The sequence below is a fragment of the Mycolicibacterium psychrotolerans genome (assembly GCF_010729305.1).
GTDB lineage: Bacteria > Actinomycetota > Actinomycetes > Mycobacteriales > Mycobacteriaceae > Mycobacterium > Mycobacterium psychrotolerans.
This window is the reverse complement of record NZ_AP022574.1, coordinates 4,035,927-4,052,771: the sequence shown is the minus strand read 5'-3', so window position 1 is coordinate 4,052,771 and position 16,845 is coordinate 4,035,927. Positions and strand designations below refer to the sequence as shown.

The 16,845-nt window shown below is 68.2% G+C and carries 16 protein-coding genes; 13 read left to right on the top strand and 3 right to left on the bottom strand.

Annotated features, from left to right (window positions below; all coding sequences use genetic code 11):
• The first annotated feature begins 69 nt into the window (after positions 1 to 69).
• Positions 70 to 1,698 (top strand): ABC-F family ATP-binding cassette domain-containing protein, encoded by a 1,629-nt coding sequence (locus tag G6N45_RS19690; RefSeq protein WP_163723843.1) that lies wholly within the window; start codon positions 70 to 72, stop codon positions 1,696 to 1,698.
• 59 nt (positions 1,699 to 1,757) lie between these two features.
• The gene (locus G6N45_RS19685; RefSeq protein ID WP_163723841.1) at positions 1,758 to 1,955 is read left to right on the top strand and encodes a helix-turn-helix domain-containing protein; all 198 of its coding nucleotides are present in this window, start codon (positions 1,758 to 1,760) and stop codon (positions 1,953 to 1,955) included.
• Here G6N45_RS19685 and G6N45_RS19680 read toward each other — a convergent pair.
• Positions 1,946 to 2,509, bottom strand: a complete 564-nt coding sequence (locus tag G6N45_RS19680; RefSeq protein ID WP_057146421.1) for a TetR/AcrR family transcriptional regulator — start codon at positions 2,507 to 2,509, stop codon at positions 1,946 to 1,948. The two genes, G6N45_RS19685 and G6N45_RS19680, sit on opposite strands and share 10 nt — an antisense overlap.
• Before the next feature lie 5 nt (positions 2,510 to 2,514).
• A complete protein-coding gene (locus G6N45_RS19675) occupies positions 2,515 to 5,349 on the bottom strand; it encodes an aconitate hydratase (RefSeq protein WP_170312458.1) in 2,835 nt (944 codons plus the stop codon).
• A 134-nt stretch (positions 5,350 to 5,483) separates the two neighbouring features.
• On the opposite strand from G6N45_RS19675, the gene G6N45_RS19670 reads away from it, so the two are divergent.
• The 9 genes from G6N45_RS19670 (at position 5,484) to G6N45_RS19630 (ending at position 14,253) form a co-directional block, all read left to right on the top strand.
• Positions 5,484 to 6,023 (top strand): Rv1476 family membrane protein, encoded by a 540-nt coding sequence (locus G6N45_RS19670; RefSeq protein WP_163723837.1) that lies wholly within the window; start codon positions 5,484 to 5,486, stop codon positions 6,021 to 6,023.
• A gap of 175 nt (positions 6,024 to 6,198) precedes the next feature.
• Complete coding sequence (gene ripA / locus G6N45_RS19665; protein WP_407664342.1) at positions 6,199 to 7,608, top strand: NlpC/P60 family peptidoglycan endopeptidase RipA; 1,410 nt, start codon at positions 6,199 to 6,201, stop codon at positions 7,606 to 7,608.
• Positions 7,608 to 8,294, top strand: coding sequence for an NlpC/P60 family peptidoglycan endopeptidase RipB (gene ripB, locus G6N45_RS19660; protein ID WP_163728754.1), 687 nt, complete (start codon positions 7,608 to 7,610; stop codon positions 8,292 to 8,294). Before ripA ends, ripB begins: the two co-directional genes overlap by 1 nt.
• Before the next feature lie 131 nt (positions 8,295 to 8,425).
• Positions 8,426 to 9,589 carry a chaperone MoxR1 gene (gene moxR1, locus G6N45_RS19655; RefSeq protein WP_163723833.1) on the top strand — a complete coding sequence of 388 codons (1,164 nt, stop codon included), beginning with the start codon at positions 8,426 to 8,428 and terminating at the stop codon, positions 9,587 to 9,589.
• Positions 9,590 to 9,638: 49 nt separating this feature from the next.
• Positions 9,639 to 10,547: a DUF58 domain-containing protein gene (locus G6N45_RS19650; protein WP_163728751.1), complete on the top strand. Its 909-nt coding sequence runs from the start codon at positions 9,639 to 9,641 to the stop codon at positions 10,545 to 10,547.
• 31 nt (positions 10,548 to 10,578) lie between these two features.
• Positions 10,579 to 11,586, top strand: coding sequence for a VWA domain-containing protein (locus tag G6N45_RS19645; protein WP_057146415.1), 1,008 nt, complete (start codon positions 10,579 to 10,581; stop codon positions 11,584 to 11,586).
• A gap of 47 nt (positions 11,587 to 11,633) precedes the next feature.
• On the top strand, positions 11,634 to 12,362 hold the full coding sequence (fabG1, locus tag G6N45_RS19640; protein ID WP_163723831.1) for a 3-oxoacyl-ACP reductase FabG1: 729 nt from the start codon (positions 11,634 to 11,636) through the stop codon (positions 12,360 to 12,362).
• A gap of 21 nt (positions 12,363 to 12,383) precedes the next feature.
• Positions 12,384 to 13,193, top strand: coding sequence for an NADH-dependent enoyl-ACP reductase InhA (gene inhA / locus G6N45_RS19635; protein ID WP_057146413.1), 810 nt, complete (start codon positions 12,384 to 12,386; stop codon positions 13,191 to 13,193).
• 22 nt (positions 13,194 to 13,215) lie between these two features.
• The gene (locus G6N45_RS19630) at positions 13,216 to 14,253 is read left to right on the top strand and encodes a ferrochelatase (protein WP_163723829.1); all 1,038 of its coding nucleotides are present in this window, start codon (positions 13,216 to 13,218) and stop codon (positions 14,251 to 14,253) included.
• Here G6N45_RS19630 and G6N45_RS19625 read toward each other — a convergent pair.
• Positions 14,250 to 15,116, bottom strand: a complete 867-nt coding sequence (locus G6N45_RS19625) for an Rv1486c family protein (RefSeq protein WP_163723827.1) — start codon at positions 15,114 to 15,116, stop codon at positions 14,250 to 14,252. The genes G6N45_RS19630 and G6N45_RS19625 overlap by 4 nt on opposite strands.
• Before the next feature lie 59 nt (positions 15,117 to 15,175).
• Here G6N45_RS19625 and G6N45_RS19620 point away from each other — a divergent pair, with 59 nt between their 5' ends.
• Both G6N45_RS19620 and G6N45_RS19615 read left to right on the top strand, forming a co-directional pair.
• On the top strand, positions 15,176 to 15,610 hold the full coding sequence (locus tag G6N45_RS19620; protein WP_057146411.1) for an NfeD family protein: 435 nt from the start codon (positions 15,176 to 15,178) through the stop codon (positions 15,608 to 15,610).
• Positions 15,611 to 15,624: 14 nt separating this feature from the next.
• Entirely contained in the window at positions 15,625 to 16,845 is a 1,221-nt protein-coding gene (locus G6N45_RS19615; protein ID WP_163723825.1) for an SPFH domain-containing protein, read from the top strand.

The following is a 16,845-nucleotide window of genomic DNA, read 5'->3' as shown; positions in this document are numbered from 1 at the left end:
GCCCTAGCCTTTGAGGTCAGCCGCGGTATGGGGTTTCGCCATGCCCTCGTTCTTCTCAGGAGCTTCAGCGTGATCACCGCAACGGACCTCGAGGTCCGCGCCGGAGCGCGCACGCTGCTCGCGATCGAGGGAGCGGCGCTGCGCGTGCAACCGGGTGACCGGATCGGGCTGGTCGGCCGCAACGGCGCCGGCAAGACCACCACGATGCGCATCCTCGCCGGTGAGGGCGAGCCCTATGCCGGAACGATCAGCCGCTCCGGCGAGATCGGATACCTGCCCCAGGATCCCAAAGAAGGGGACCTCGACCAGCTGGCCCGCGACCGGGTGCTGTCGGCGCGCGGGCTCGACACGCTGCTGTCGGAGCTGGAGAAGCAGCAGGCGCTGATGGCCGAGGTCGCCGACGACGCGGCCCGCGACAAGGCGGTGCGCCGGTACGGTCAGCTCGAGGAACGCTTCGCCGCTCTGGGCGGCTACGCGGCCGAGAGCGAAGCGGGCCGGATCTGTGCGAGCCTCGGACTGCCCGACCGCGTCCTGACCCAGCCGCTGCGCACCCTCTCGGGTGGCCAGCGGCGTCGGGTCGAACTCGCGCGCATCCTGTTCGCCGCGTCGGACACCGGTTCCGGCTCGGACACCACGCTCTTGCTCGACGAGCCCACCAACCACCTCGACGCCGACTCGATCGGCTGGCTGCGCACCTTCCTGCAGAGCCACGCCGGCGGCCTGGTGGTGATCAGTCACGACGTCAGCCTGCTCTCCGACGTCGTGAACCGGGTGTGGTTCCTCGACGCGGTCCGCGGCGAGGTCGACGTGTACAACATGGGCTGGCAGAAGTACCTCGACGCCCGCGCCACCGACGAACAGCGGCGGCGCCGCGAACGCGCGAACGCCGAGAAGAAGGCGGGGGCACTGCGCGCCCAGGCGGCCAAGATGGGCGCCAAGGCCACCAAAGCCGTTGCCGCGCAGAACATGTTGCGCCGCGCCGAGCGGATGATCGCCGAGCTTGACGACGAGCGGGTCGCCGACAAGGTGGCGCGCATCAAGTTCCCGACGCCGGCTCCGTGCGGCAAGACCCCGCTGATCGCCAAGGGGCTGACCAAGACCTACGGCTCGCTGGAGATCTTCACCGGCCTCGACCTGGCCATCGACCGCGGGTCGCGCGTCGTCGTGCTCGGCCTCAACGGCGCCGGCAAGACCACGCTGCTGCGCCTGCTCGCCGGGGTGGAGAAGCCGGACGCCGGCGGGCTGGAACCTGGGCACGGGCTCAAGATCGGGTACTTCGCCCAGGAGCACGACACCCTCGACAACATGGCGTCGGTGTGGGAGAACATCCGCCACGCCGCTCCCGACACCGGGGAACAGGACCTGCGCGGCCTGCTGGGAGCGTTCATGTTCAGCGGCGCCCAGCTCGAGCAACCCGCGGGCACGCTGTCCGGCGGCGAGAAGACCCGGCTGGCGCTGGCCGGGCTGGTCGCGTCGACGGCCAACGTGCTGCTGCTCGACGAGCCGACCAACAACCTCGATCCTGCCTCGCGCGAGCAGGTGCTCGACGCGCTGCGCAGCTACGCAGGCGCGGTGGTACTGGTGACCCACGATCCGGGCGCAGCCGAGGCGCTGGAGCCGCAGCGGGTGGTCCTGCTTCCCGACGGCACCGAGGACTTCTGGTCCGATGAATACCGGGAATTGATCGAGCTGGCCTGATCGGGTTCAACGCTTCCGGCGCTGGGTATGCGGGTCCTGCACAGCGCGGGAGGGCGTCAATGAAGAAGAACGGCAAAGACAGGGATCAGCTCATCACCGAGCTCCGCAGCGCCTACGAGGGGGGAGCCAGCATTCGGACCCTGGTGGCCACGACCGGCCACTCCTACGGTTCGGTGCACAGCATGCTGCGGGAAGCGGGTGCGACGATGCGCAGCCGCGGCGGGCCCAATCACCGCAGACGGGTGACTCAGCGCTGACGGACGGAATCCTCGACCAGATCCAGGACGGCCCCGAGCCGTTCGGGGTCGTCGCCGGAGGCGAGCCGTGCGACCAGCCCGTCCAGCACCAGTTCCAGATAGGTCCGCAGCACCTCGCCGGGCACGTCGTCACGCAGGCGTCCGGCCTGCTTCTGGCGGCGCAGCCGTTCCGCGGTGGCCGCGGTCAACTCCGCTGACCGTTCCGACCAGCCGCGGCTGAAGGCCGGATCGTTGCGCAGTTTGCGAGCGATCTCCAACCGCGTTGCCAGCCAATCGAATTGATCGGGTGCGGCCAGCATGTCCCGCATCACCTGGATCAAGCCCTCGCGCGCCGCCACATCGGCCATCCGCTCCGCGTCCTCACGCGCCAGTTCGAAGAACAGCGTGTCCTTGTCGCGGAAGTGATGGAAGATGGCGCCGCGCGAGAGCCCGATCGTCTGCTCGAGCCGCCGCACGGTTGCCCTGTCGTATCCGTACTCGGCGAAGCACCGCCGGGCGCCGTCGAGAATCTGACGACGGCGCGCCGCCAGATGATCGTCGGTCACCCTCGGCATGGCTGCTAGGACTTCAGCATGTTGCGCAGCACGTACTGCAGGATGCCGCCGTTGCGGTAGTAGTCCGCCTCGCCGGGGGTGTCGATGCGCACGACCGCGTCGAACTCGACCGGGTCCCCACCCTGCTTGGTCGCCTTCACATGCACGGTCTTGGGCGTCTTGCCCTCGTTGAGCGCCTCGATCCCGGTGATCTCGAACGTCTCGGTGCCGTCGAGTCGGAGACTCGACGCTGATTCTCCGTTGGGGAACTGCAGCGGGATCACGCCCATGCCGATCAGGTTCGAGCGGTGGATCCGCTCGAACGACTCGGCGATGACCGCCCGCACTCCGAGCAGGCTGGTGCCCTTGGCGGCCCAGTCGCGAGACGAGCCCGAGCCGTACTCCTTGCCGCCGAGCACCACCAGTGGAATGTTCTGCGCCGCATAGTTCTGCGCCGCGTCGTAGATGAACGCCTGCTCGCCGCCGTTGGTGAAGTCGCGGGTGTAGCCGCCCGAGACGTCGTCGAGCAGCTGGTTGCGCAGCCGGATGTTGGCGAAGGTGCCGCGGATCATCACCTCGTGGTTGCCGCGCCGCGAACCGTAGGAGTTGTAGTCCTTCTTCTCCACGCCGTGGGACTCCAGATACTGGGCGGCAGGCGTCCCCGGCTTGATGCTGCCGGCAGGGGAGATGTGGTCGGTGGTCACCGAATCGCCCAGCAGCGCAAGCACTCTGGCGTCGTGGATGTCGGTGACCGGCTCCGGCTCGGCGGGCATGCCGTCGAAGTACGGGGGCTTGCGCACGTAGGTCGAGTCCTGGTCCCACTCGAACGTGTCGCCGCTGGGCGTCGGCAGATTGCGCCAGCGCTCGTCGCCCTTGAACACATCGGAGTAGTTCTTCACGAACATCTCGGTGTTGATCGCGTTGGCGATGGTGTCGTTGATGTCCTGCTGGGTGGGCCAGATGTCTTTGAGGAACACGTCGTTGCCGGACTCGTCCTGACCGAGCGGCTCGGTCTCGAAGTCGAAGTCCATGGTGCCCGCCAGCGCGTAGGCGATCACCAGCGGCGGGGAGGCCAGGTAGTTCATCTTCACGTCGGGGTTGATGCGGCCCTCGAAATTGCGGTTGCCCGACAGCACCGCGGTCACCGACAGGTCGTTGTCGTTGACCGCCTTGCTGACCTCCTCCGGCAGCGGCCCGCTGTTGCCGATGCAGGTGGTGCAGCCGTAGCCGACCAGGAAGAAGCCCAGCTTCTCCAGATAGGGCCACAGTCCGGCCTTCTCGTAGTACTCGGTGACCACCTGCGAGCCGGGGGCCATCGTGGTCTTGACCCAGGGCTTGCTGGTCAGGCCCTTGTCGACGGCGTTCTTGGCCAGCAGCGCGGCGCCGAGCATGACCTCCGGGTTGGAGGTGTTGGTGCACGACGTGATGGCGGCGATCGTGACGGCGCCGTGGTCGAGGATGAACTCGCCGCGCTCCTCGGAGGTGACCTTCACCGGATTGGTCGGCCGGCCCTCGGCGCCCTCGGCCGCCGAGTGCCGCGGCGGTGTGCCGCCGTTGCCGGACGACAGCGCAATCGGATCGCTTCCGGGGAACGTCTCGTCGACCGCCTCATCGAGCTTGGAGTACTCGCCCTGTTCCTTCTCCTCGCCGACGTAGTTGTGGATGTCTTTGCGGAACGCCGACTTCGCGTCGTCGAGGGCGATGCGGTCCTGCGGCCTCTTGGGTCCCGCGATCGAGGGCACCACGTCGGACAGGTCGAGTTCGATGTACTCCGAGAACTTCGGCTCCCGGCTCGGGTCGTGCCACATGCCCTGTGCTTTGGCGTAGGCCTCGACCAGCGCGAGCTGCTGCTCGTTGCGGCCGGTCATCCGCAGGTAGTCGATGGTCACCTCGTCGATCGGGAAGATGGCTGCGGTGGAGCCGAACTCGGGGCTCATGTTGCCCAGGGTGGCGCGGTTGGCCAGCGGCACCTCGGCGACGCCGTCGCCGTAGAACTCGACGAACTTGCCCACCACGCCGTGCTTGCGCAGCATCTCGGTGACGGTCAGCACCACGTCGGTCGCCGTCACGCCGGCACGCCGCTCGCCGGTCAGCTTGAAGCCGACCACGCGGGGGATGAGCATCGACACCGGCTGGCCGAGCATCGCGGCCTCGGCCTCGATGCCGCCCACGCCCCAGCCCAGCACGCCGAGGCCGTTCTCCATGGTGGTGTGGCTGTCGGTGCCCACACATGTGTCCGGGTAGGCCACCCCGTCGCGGTCCATCACGACGCTGGCCAGGTACTCGATGTTGACCTGGTGCACGATGCCGGTGCCGGGCGGCACGACCTTGAAGTCGTCGAACGCGCCCTGACCCCAGCGCAGGAACTGGTAGCGCTCGCCGTTGCGCTCGTATTCGATCTCGACGTTGCGCTCGAAGGCGTTTGCGGTGCCGAACAGGTCGGCGATCACCGAGTGGTCGATCACCAGGTCCGCCGGAGCGAGCGGATTCACCTTCTGCGGGTCGCCGCCCAGATCGCCGACGGCCTCGCGCATGGTGGCCAGGTCCACGATGCACGGCACGCCGGTGAAGTCCTGCATGATCACCCGCGCGGGGGTGAACTGGATCTCGATGCTGGGGTCGGCCGACGGGTCCCAGTTCGCGATCGCGTCGATGTGGTCCTTGGTGATGTTGGTGCCGTCCTCGGTGCGCAGCAGGTTCTCGGCGAGGACTTTGAGACTGTAGGGCAGCTTCTCGGTGCCGGGTACGGCATCCAGACGGTAGATCTCGTAGCTACGGTCTCCGACCTCGAGCGTGTCTTTCGCTCCGAACGAGTTCACGGATGAATTCTTGCTGCTCACATCAACTCCCGGCTTGATCATCGCCGCGACGGGCTGTGTCGGCGGCGTTTGTCACCTTAACAGTACGCTTGTCCTGTATTGAATCCCACGGTGGCCTCCAGTCTTGTCGGTGTGTGCGCGCTACGCCACCCTCGGGGGTCGCGTACCGTGCTCGTGTGACCGGACCGCAGGTGATTCCGTTCCTGCCGGCGTACATACCGCCGGAGATCGACATGGATCAGGTTCAGGCCGACGTCAAGGACGACGGCATCAGCGTGCCGCCCGCCGATCAGGCGGACGTGCCGGCGCTGCGCGAGGTCGTCGAAGACGCGAAGCAACAGGGCATCGACCTCAAGATCGTCGTCATCGCGAACAACCCGCCGATCGACACCCCGCTGCGCGACATCGCCACCGTCGTCGGTGCTGCGAACCCCGGATCCACGGTGCTGGCGCTCAGTCCCTCCTTCGCCGGCACCTACGGTCCGCAGCTCGACCGGTCGACGCTGGAGGCGGGCCAGGACCTGGCCCGAACCGGCGATCCGGTGCAGTCGTCGAAGAATTTCCTGGGGGAGCTGACCACTCCGCACTTTTCGTGGACAGCATTCACGATTGTGCTCGTATTCCTGGTGCTGATCGCCGCTGTCGCGACCCGCATGCTGCAGAAATACGGCAAACGGTCGACCGACTCCAGCGCAGCCTCCACCAGCAGCGATTGAGGAATAGCCGCCTCACGCGTTAATTCAAACATCACTGTTTGATAACGCCCATTGCAATTACATTGTTGTAATTTGTGGCTAAAGTTTCTTTAGCGTCAGATGTGACGTACGGTGCAATCGGTGCCTGTAGTTGCAGTTGTGCATTGTGTGACTTCTGCGCAAAGCCTGAGGAGACCTGAGTCGAATGAGACGCCCCCTTGGCGGCGCGCCCGCCACCCGGTTGTGCGCGGTGTCGCTGGCGTTCGGCATGGTGATGACGACGCCGCACCTCGCCCAAGCGCAACCCGGCAACGGTGACCTGGCCCAACTCGTCACCGAGGTGGCCAACGTCAACCAGAAGCTGCAAGATCTCGGCGCGGCGATCCAGACGCAGCAGGAGAGCGTGAACAAGGCGATCCTCGATGTGGCCACCGCACGCGAGAACGCCGAGAAGGCGCAGCAGCAGGTCGACGCCAGCGCGGTCGGGGTCAAAGAGGCCGACGCGGCAATCGACGCCGCGCAGGGCCGCTTCAACGAATTCGCCGCCGCGATGTACGTCAACGGCCCGTCGAGTTCCTACCTGACCGCCAAGGATCCGGCCGACATCCTCAACACCGCGGCCACCGGGCAGGCGCTGTCGCTGAGCTCCCAGAAAGTCATGACCGATCTGGCGCGGGCCCGCACCGAGCAGGTGAACAAGGAGTCTGCCGCGCGGTTGGCCAAGCAGCAGGCCGACGATGCGGTCAAGGCCGCCGAGACGAGCCAGCGCAGCGCGGTCGACGCACTGACCAACGCCCAGCAGACCTTCAAGGATCAGCAGAGCGAGCTCGACCGACTCACCGCCGAGCGGGCCCAGGCCCAGGCGAAACTCCAGCAGGCGCAAGTGCTTTCGGCGCCGTCGTCGCCCGCCGCGGGTGGCGGGTCGGCAGGGGCGGGAGCCAAGCCGGCACCGTCGGGCGCCAACCCGAACTGGGATGTCGACCCCAGTACCGGCAACCGCGACACCGCATGGGACATGACCCTGCCCCAGATCCCGAGCGCGTTCGTCTCCGGCGACCCGATCCAGATCATCAACGCGGTCCTGAAGATCATCACCACCTCGGTGGAGGTGACCCAGAACCTCGGCCGCAAGTTCCTGCAGAGCATCGGCCTGCTGCCGACCCCGACGGGTATCACGAACGGCGCGATCCCCGTCGCGAACGGCCCGCAGGCCACGGAGTACGTGATCAAGCGCGGCATGTCGCAGTTGGGTGTGCCCTACTCTTGGGGCGGTGGCAACGCCGCGGGTCCGAGCCGCGGCATCGACTCCGGCGCGGGCACGGTGGGCTTCGACTGCTCGGGCCTGATGCTGTACATGTTCGCCGGCGTCGGCATCAAGCTCGACCACTACTCGGGCTCGCAGTACAACGCCGGGCGCAAGGTGCCGTCGGCGCAGATGCGGCGCGGCGACATGATCTTCTACGGCCCCAACGCCAGCCAGCACGTCGCGATGTACCTCGGCAACGGGCAGATGCTGGAGGCCCCCTACACCGGTTCGGTGGTCAAGATCTCCCCGGTGCGTACCAGCGGCATGACGCCGTTCGTGACCCGAATGATCGAGTGGTGATCACGCTGCGTCGCCTTGTCGTCTCGCTCGCCGCCGCGGTCGCGGTGCTGATCGGCGCGGCCTCGCCCGCTACTGCCCAGCCGGAGGCCGGGCAGTGGGATCCCACGCTGCCCAAACTGATCAGCGCCGGCGCCCCCGGTGATCCGCTCGCCATCGCCAACGCGTCGCTGGCCGCCACCGCGCAGGCCACCCAGGTCACGATGAACCTCGGGCACAAGTTCCTGCAGAGCCTCGGCCTTGCACCCGCTGACCCGACCAGCGTCGCGCCCGGCGTCGTCCGCGGGCCGGCGGCCATCGAGTACGTCATCCGGCGCGGCGGCAGCCAGATGGGGGTGCCGTACTCGTGGGGCGGCGGCAAGCCCACCGGACCCAGCCGCGGCATCGACTCGGGCGCCAACACCGTCGGGTACGACTGTTCGGGCTTCACCCAATTCTCGTACGCCGGAGTCGGTGTGCTGATCCCGAAGTACTCCGGCGATCAGTACAACACCGGCCGCAAGGTGCCCATCTCCCAGGCCAAGCGCGGCGACCTGCTGTTCTGGGGTCCCGGCGGCAGCCAGCACGTCGCGATGTACCTCGGCGGCGGCAAGATGCTCGAGGCCTCGGGTAGCGCCGGCAAAGTGACCGTGAGTCCGGTGCGGACCTCGGGCATGCAGCCCTATGCGGCGCGCATCATCGAATCCTGAGTAGCGGCTGAGTTAATTCGGGCGGCGTCGACGGATTCCGAGGCGCCTGGAATAGTTGACGGCGGGTGTCCGGTCAACTTCGGCCGGCGCCGCACAGACCAGCAGGTACTGCGCATGTGGAAGGAACGTTGATGACCTCACCGAGTGGGCCGCCGCAGGGCTCTGGAGGATTCCCCGGACAGGCGCCGGGCCAGGGCCAGGGCTACTCCGCAGGCGCGCACGCCGCTCCCGCCCCGTCGGCTCCCGCGCAGACAAATGGCGGCCTGCAGCACGAGGTGCACACGCTGGAGCGGGCGATCTTCGAGGTCAAGCGGATCATCGTGGGCCAGGACCAGCTCGTCGAGCGCATGCTCGTCGGATTGCTGGCCAAGGGGCACGTGCTGCTCGAGGGTGTGCCCGGCGTGGCCAAGACGCTGGCCGTCGAGACGTTCGCCAAGGTCGTCGGCGGCACGTTCGCGCGTATCCAGTTCACCCCCGACCTGGTGCCCACCGACATCATCGGCACCCGGATCTACCGGCAGGGCAAGGAGGAGTTCGACATCGAGCTCGGGCCCGTGGTGGTCAACTTCCTGCTCGCCGACGAGATCAACCGTGCGCCCGCCAAGGTGCAGTCGGCACTGCTCGAGGTGATGGCCGAGCGCAAGATCTCCATCGGCGGCAAGACGTTCCCGCTGCCCAGCCCGTTCCTGGTGATGGCCACGCAGAACCCGATCGAGCAGGAGGGCGTCTACCAACTCCCCGAGGCGCAGCGCGACCGCTTCCTGTTCAAGCTCAACGTCGACTACCCGACGCCGGAGGAAGAGCGCGAGATCATCTACCGGATGGGCGTCAAGCCGCCGGAGCCCAAGCAGATCCTCAACACCGGCGACCTGCAGCGCCTCCAGGACGTCGCGGCGAACAACTTCGTGCATCACGCGCTGGTCGACTACGTGGTGCGTGTGGTCACCGCAACGCGCGAGCCGGAGAAGTTCGGCATGCCCGACGCCAAGGCGTGGATCGCCTACGGCGCCTCGCCGCGTGCCTCACTGGGCATCATCGCCGCGGCCCGCGCGCTGGCGCTGGTCCGTGGCCGCGACTACGTGATCCCGCAGGACGTCGTCGAGGTCATCCCCGACGTCCTGCGCCACCGCCTGGTGCTCACCTACGACGCGCTGGCCGATGAGATCTCCGCCGAGACGGTGGTCAACCGCATCCTGCAGACCGTGGCGCTGCCGCAGGTGAATGCCATTCCGCAGCAGGGTCATTCGGCTCCACCCGTCGTCCCGGCCGGAGCGGCCGCGGCGAACGGCCGCTGACCAGGTGGCTCCCATTTCGTCGTCCGGCCGCACCGTCGACCTGCCGTCGATGAAGCGCGGGGAGATCCGCGACCCGGCGCTGACGGCGGCGCTGCGCAAGCTGGAGCTCACGGTCCGCCGCAAGCTCGACGGTGTGCTCCACGGCGACCACCTCGGTCTGCTGCCGGGGCCGGGGTCCGAACCGGGGGAGTCGCGGATCTATCAGCCCGGCGACGACGTGCGCCGGATGGACTGGTCGGTCACCGCCCGCACGACCCACCCGCACGTTCGGCAGATGATCGCCGACCGCGAGTTGGAGACCTGGCTGGTGGTCGACGTGTCCGCCAGCCTCGACTTCGGCACGACCGGGTGCGAGAAGCGGGACCTCGCGGTGGCCGCCGCGGCGTCGATCGCGTTCCTCAACAGCGGCGGCGGCAATCGGATCGGCGCCATCATCTCCAACGGCGAGACGACGCGTCGCGTGCCCGCCCTCTCGGGTCGCATGCACGAGCAGGAGCTGCTACGGGCGATCGCCACCATCCCGCGCGCACCGGTCGGAGTCCGCGGCGATCTGGCGGCGGCGATCGACGCGCTGCGCAGGCCGGAGCGCCGCCGCGGCATGGCGGTGATCATCAGCGACTTCCTCGGGCCGATCAACTGGATGCGCCCGCTGCGGGCCATCGCGGGACGCCACGAGGTGCTCGGCATCGAGATCCTCGATCCGCGCGACGTCGAGCTGCCTCCGGTCGGCGATGTCGTGCTGCAGGACACCGAGACGGGCCGGACCCGTGAGTTCACCATCGACGAACAGCTGCGCACCGATTTCGAGAAGGCCGCTGCAGCCCATCGTGCCGATGTGGCGCGTACGCTGCGCCGGTGCGACGCACCGCTGCTGACGTTGCGCACCGACCGCGACTGGATCGCCGATGTGGTGCGGTTCGTCGCGAGCCGGCGCCGCGGCGCCCTCGCGGCCCGGTAGCCGTACGAAACGACGAAAAGACAAGTAGGACATGACTTTACCGTTGCTCGGACCGATGTCGCTGTCGGGCTTCGAACACCCGTGGTTCTTTCTGTTCTTCCTCGTGGTGCTCGGTCTCATCGGGCTCTACATCGTGGTGCAGCTGTCCCGGCAGCGGCGGATGCTGCGCTTCGCCAACATGGAGCTGCTCGAGAGTGTGGCGCCCAAGCGGCCCAGCCGGTTGCGCCACCTGCCCGCGATCCTGCTGATCCTCTCGCTGACGTTCTTCACCGTCGCGATGGCCGGACCGACCCACGACGTGCGTATCCCGCGCAACCGCGCGGTGGTGATGCTCGTCATCGACGTCTCGCAGTCCATGCGCGCCACCGACGTCGCCCCCAACCGGCTCGCGGCCGCCCAGGAGGCGGCCAAGCAGTTCGCCGACCAGCTGACCCCCGGCATCAACCTGGGCTTGATCTCCTACGCCGGTACCGCCACCGTTCTCGTCTCGCCGACCACCAACCGAGAGGCGACCAAGAACGCGATCGACAAGCTGCAGCTGGCCGACCGGACCGCGACCGGTGAAGGCATCTTCACCGCGCTGCAGGCGGTCGCGACCGTCGGCGCCGTCATCGGCGGTGGGGACGAACCCCCGCCCGCGCGCGTCGTGCTGATGTCCGACGGCAAGGAGACGGTTCCGTCGAACCCGGACAACCCGAAGGGCGCCTACACCGCGGCGCGGACCGCCAAGGACCAGGGCGTCCCGATCTCGACGGTGTCGTTCGGCACGCCCTACGGCTACGTCGAGATCAACGACCAGCGTCAGCCCGTGCCCGTCGACGACGAGATGCTCAAGAAGATCGCCGACCTGTCCGGCGGCGACGCGTTCACCGCGTCGAGCCTCGAACAGCTCAAGGAAGTGTTCACCAACCTGCAGGAACAGATCGGCTACGAGACCATCAAGGGAGATGCGAGCGTGGGCTGGCTGCGGCTGGGCGCCCTCGTACTCGCCGGCGCCGCGCTGGCCGCGCTACTGATCAACCGCAGGCTGCCCACCTGAGTGGGGCGTTTGGTGACAAGCCGACCGCACCGACTAAGTTGACGGGCATGACTTCGACCCGGCCGGAATTCGTGTCCCGCTCGGTGCTGGTGACCGGTGGCAACCGGGGTATCGGTCTGGCCATCGCGCAGCGCCTCGCGGCCGACGGGCACAAGGTTGCCGTGACCCACCGCGGGTCGGGCGTCCCTGACGGACTGTTCGGCGTCGAGTGCGACGTCACCGACAGCGAGTCCGTCGACCGCGCGTTCAAGCAGGTCGAGGAGCACCAGGGCGCGGTCGAGGTGCTGGTGTCCAACGCGGGTGTGGCGGCCGACGCCTTCCTCATGCGGATGACCGAGGAGAAGTTCCAGACCGTCATCGACGCGAACCTCACCGGCGCCTTCCGGGTGGCACAGCGGGCCGCCCGCACGATGCAGCGCAACCGATTCGGCCGGATGATCTTCATCGGATCTGTCTCGGGCACCTGGGGCATCGGCAATCAAGCCAACTACGCCGCCTCCAAGGCGGGGTTGATCGGCATGGCCCGCTCGATCGCCCGCGAGGTGTCCAAGGCCGGTGTCACCGCCAACGTGGTGGCTCCCGGCTACATCGACACCGATATGACCCGCGCACTCGACGAACGAATCCAGAAGGGCGCGTTGGAGTTCATTCCCGCCAAGCGGGTCGGCACCGCCGCCGAGGTCGCCGGCGTGGTCAGCTTCCTGGCTTCCGAGGACGCCGGCTACATCTCCGGTGCGGTGATCCCGGTCGACGGCGGCATGGGCATGGGCCACTAGGACAGAACAGGACAGGTGAACATGGCAGGCCTTCTCGACGGAAAACGGATCCTCGTCACGGGGATCATCACCGACAGCTCGATCGCGTTCTACATCGCCAAGGTGGCGCAGGAGGCGGGCGCCGAGCTGGTGCTGACCGGGTTCGACCGGATGAAGCTCATCCGCCGCATCGCCGACCGGCTGCCGAATCCGGCGCCGCTGATCGAGCTCGACGTGCAGAACACCGAGCACCTCGACTCGCTGGCCGATCGGGTCACCGCGGAGATCGGTGAAGGCAACAAGCTCGACGGTGTGGTGCACTCCATCGGCTTCATGCCGCAGACCGGCATGGGCATCAACCCCTTCTTCGACGCGCCCTACGAGGACGTCGCCAAGGGCATCCACATCTCCGCCTTCTCGTACGCGTCGCTGGCCAAGGCCGTGCTGCCGATCATGAACCCCGGAGGCGGCATCGTCGGCATGGACTTCGACCCGACCCGGGCCATGCCGGCCTACAACTGGATGACGGTCGCCAAGAGCGCGCTGGAGTCGGTGAACCGATTCGTCGCGCGCGAGGCGGGTAAGGTCGGGGTGCGCTCCAATCTCGTTGCTGCCGGCCCGATCCGGACGTTGGCGATGAGCGCCATCGTCGGTGGTGCGCTCGGCGAGGAGGCCGGCGCGCAGATGCAGCTGCTCGAGGAGGGCTGGGATCAGCGCGCACCGCTGGGGTGGAACATGAAGGATCCGACTCCGGTCGCGCGGACCGTGTGCGCGCTGCTGTCCGACTGGCTGCCGGCCACCACGGGCACCGTGATCTTCGCCGACGGTGGAGCGAGCACCCAGCTGCTGTGACGAGCGCTCGCGCGAGGAACCAATGACTACGGCCGGCGCTTTCGATGCGCTGCTGCTCCTGTCCTTCGGCGGACCCGAGGGGCCCGAGCAGGTGATGCCGTTCCTCGAGAACGTCACCATGGGGCGGGGTATCCCGCGCGAGCGGTTGGCCAGCGTCGCCGAGCACTATCTGCATTTCGGTGGTGTGTCACCGATCAACGGGATCAATCGCGACCTGATCGTGCAGATCGAGGCCGAGCTGGCCCGGCGCGGCATGGAGGTGCCGGTCTACTTCGGCAACCGCAACTGGGAACCCTTCGTCGAGGACACCGTTGCGCACATGCGCGACAACGGTATTCGCCGGGCCGCGGTGTTCTCCACCTCCGCGTGGGGCGGCTACTCGGGCTGCACGCAGTATCAGGAGGACATCACCCGGGCCCGCACCGCCGTCGGCCCGGAAGCGCCGGAACTGACGAAGCTTCGCCAGTACTTCGACCACCCGCTGCTGATCGCGATGTTCGCCGACGCGATCCGCGACGCCGCGGCGACCCTGCCGGAGAAACTGCGCGATGAGGCCCGCCTGGTGTTCACCGCGCACTCGATTCCGCTGCGCGCCGCGTCTCGGTGCGGCCCGGACCTCTACGAACGTCAGGTCGGCTACACCTCGCGACTCGTCGCTGCCGCGGCCGGCTACCAGGACTTCGACCAGGTGTGGCAGTCCCGGTCGGGCCCGCCGCAGGTGCCGTGGCTGGAGCCCGATGTGGGCGATCACCTCGACGCACTGGCGCGCGACGGGTCGAAGGCGGTGATCGTCTGCCCGGTGGGTTTCGTCGCCGACCACATCGAGGTGGTGTGGGATCTCGACACCGAACTGGCCGAGCAGGCCGCCGAGGCGGGGATCGCCCTGGCGCGCGCGTCGACACCGAACAGCAGCCCCGGATTCGCCCGGCTGGCAGTCGATCTGATGGACGAACTGCAGCGCGGGTTGCCCGCGGCCCGTGTCGACGGCCCCGACCCGGTGCCGGGCTACGGCTGCAGCGTCAACGGCGCGCTGTGCACCGCTGCGTGCAGCAGTTCCTAACCCCGCCAGGCGGACTGCAGGATCGCGTCCACGGCGGCCAGTCGCGCCGAACGGACCACCCCGGCCAACGGGCGCAGGGCGTCGCTGGCGAGCTGAACCTCAGAGGAGCTCTGCAGACCGATCGGGATCAGTCCCGAGCTGACGGTGATGATCGCGTCCACGTGCGCGGCGTTCTCGAGCACCCGTACCGCACGCACCGGGGCGTGATCGGGGATGCGGTGCGCCCGAGTCGGTTCGAGAACCTGCTCGACGAGCCTGCGCGGATCGGCGACGTCGGCGCCCGACGCTCCGGCCCGCAGCGCACCGAGTGCGTCGGCGGCCGAGCGCACCGCGTCGCGCAGCGTGTACTCGGCGCCGCCGAGATCGCTGGGGGCGGTCACCGGCAGTTTATCGAGCGAATAGACCGTCCAGGACAATCCGCACAGTTCGGGCTCGAACTCGTAGTCGTCGCCGTCGGGGGAGTCCGCATAGTCGTCCGGGTATTCGAAGTCGGGGACCATACCGATCGCGGCGCCGGCGTCCCCGACGATGATCGCCTCGCCCGCCGCGATCGCGTCGCGCCCGAACTGGGTTCCCGGTGGCAGGCCGCGGACGTCGCCGGGCACCGGCAACGCGAGGGCGATCGAAGGCTGCACCCCGGCCGCGCGGGCCACCGTGCGCATCGTCTGCAGCAGTGACATCGCTCCGGCATTGTCCAGATCCGGCCACGGCAGCCCGGTCCGCTCGGCGGCGACGGAATCGTAAGCCGTCACCGAATGCGTTGGCGTCCATTGGGATAACGCATCCAGGACGTCGTCGGGCGCAGCAGCGCCGGCCAGCCAGGAGTTGGCCCACACCGACAGCGAAACACTGGGACACCACATGATGGCTGCAGTGTAGTTGTTAGCCGCTCGCGAGGGGACCTGCGCGCTAGGCTGGCGCCATGCCCGTACCGCTGATCTGGCTGATCGCAGCATTGGCGTTGGCCGGGGCCGAGGCGCTGACCGGCGACCTGTTCCTGCTGATGCTCAGCGGTGGCGCGCTCGCGGCCGCCGGATCGAGTTGGCTGCTGGACTGGCCGGTGTGGGCCGACGGGCTGGTCTTCCTGGTGGTGGCGTTGCTGCTGCTGGTCGGGGTGCGCCCGGCGCTGCGGCGCAGGATGAACGCCGGCACCGGGCTGCCCGAGCCGGTCAGGGCGCTGGAGGGCAAGAGTGCGCTGGTGCTGGACCAGGTCGCCCGGCACGCGGGCCAGGTCAAGCTCGACGGCGAGATCTGGACGGCGCGGCCCTACAACGAGAACGATGTCTACGAACCTGGCGACCACGTGACCGTCGTGCACATCGACGGAGCCACCGCGGTCGTGTCCAAGATCGTCTGAGTGAGGAGTCCCCGGTGGAAGGTGCGGTGGCAGGCCTGGTCCTGCTCGGAGTGCTGGTGGTGTTCGCCATCATCATCGTCGCGAAGTCGGTGGCGCTGATCCCGCAGGCGGAGGCCGCGGTGATCGAGCGGCTCGGCCGCTACAGCAAGACGGTGTCGGGTCAGCTGACGCTGCTGTTGCCGTTCGTGGACAAGATCCGCGCGCGGGTGGATCTGCGAGAACGGGTGGTGTCGTTCCCGCCCCAGCCGGTGATCACCGAGGACAACCTGACGGTCAACATCGACACGGTGGTGTACTTCCAGGTCACCAACCCGCAGGCCGCCGTGTACCAGATCAGCAACTACATCGTCGGTGTCGAACAGCTGACCACCACGACGCTGCGCAACGTCGTGGGCGGCATGACGCTCGAGCAGACCCTGACCTCGCGGGACTCGATCAACGGGCAGCTGCGCGGGGTGCTCGACGAGGCCACCGGCCGATGGGGTCTGCGGGTGGCGCGGGTGGAGCTGCGCAGCATCGATCCGCCGCCGTCCATCCAGGACTCGATGGAGAAGCAGATGCGCGCCGACCGCGAGAAGCGGGCGATGATCCTCACCGCGGAAGGCAACCGGGAGGCGTCGATCAAGCAGGCCGAAGGCCAGAAGCAGGCGCAGATCCTCGCGGCCGAGGGGGCCAAGCAGGCCGCGATCCTCGCCGCCGAGGCCGACCGGCAGTCCCGGATGCTGCGCGCCCAGGGTGAACGCGCCGCGCAGTACCTGCAGGCGCAGGGCCAGGCCAAGGCCATCGAGAAGACGTTCGCCGCGATCAAGCGGGGCCGCCCCACTCCCGAGATGCTGGCGTACCAGTACCTGCAGACGCTGCCGCAGATGGCCAAGGGCGAGGCCAACAAGGTGTGGCTGGTGCCAAGCGATTTCGGCTCCGCGCTGGAGGGCTTCACCAAGATGCTCGGCGCACCCGGCTCCGACGGCGTCTTCCGATACACCCCCTCCCCGGTGGAGGAGGACCTGCCCGCACCGGAGGACGACTCCGCCGAGGTGGCCGAGTGGTTCAACACCCAGACCGATCCGGAGATCGCGCAGGCCGTCGCGCAGGCGGTCGCCGAGGCGCGCACCCCGGTGGCCGGCTCGCTGGACGCACCGCCGCAATACCCGCCACTGTCCCAGCAGGCGCAGCCCCCTGCGACCGACTACACGCAACCGCCGGCGGCGGCGCCGCGGCACGGCGCCGCGGAGTAG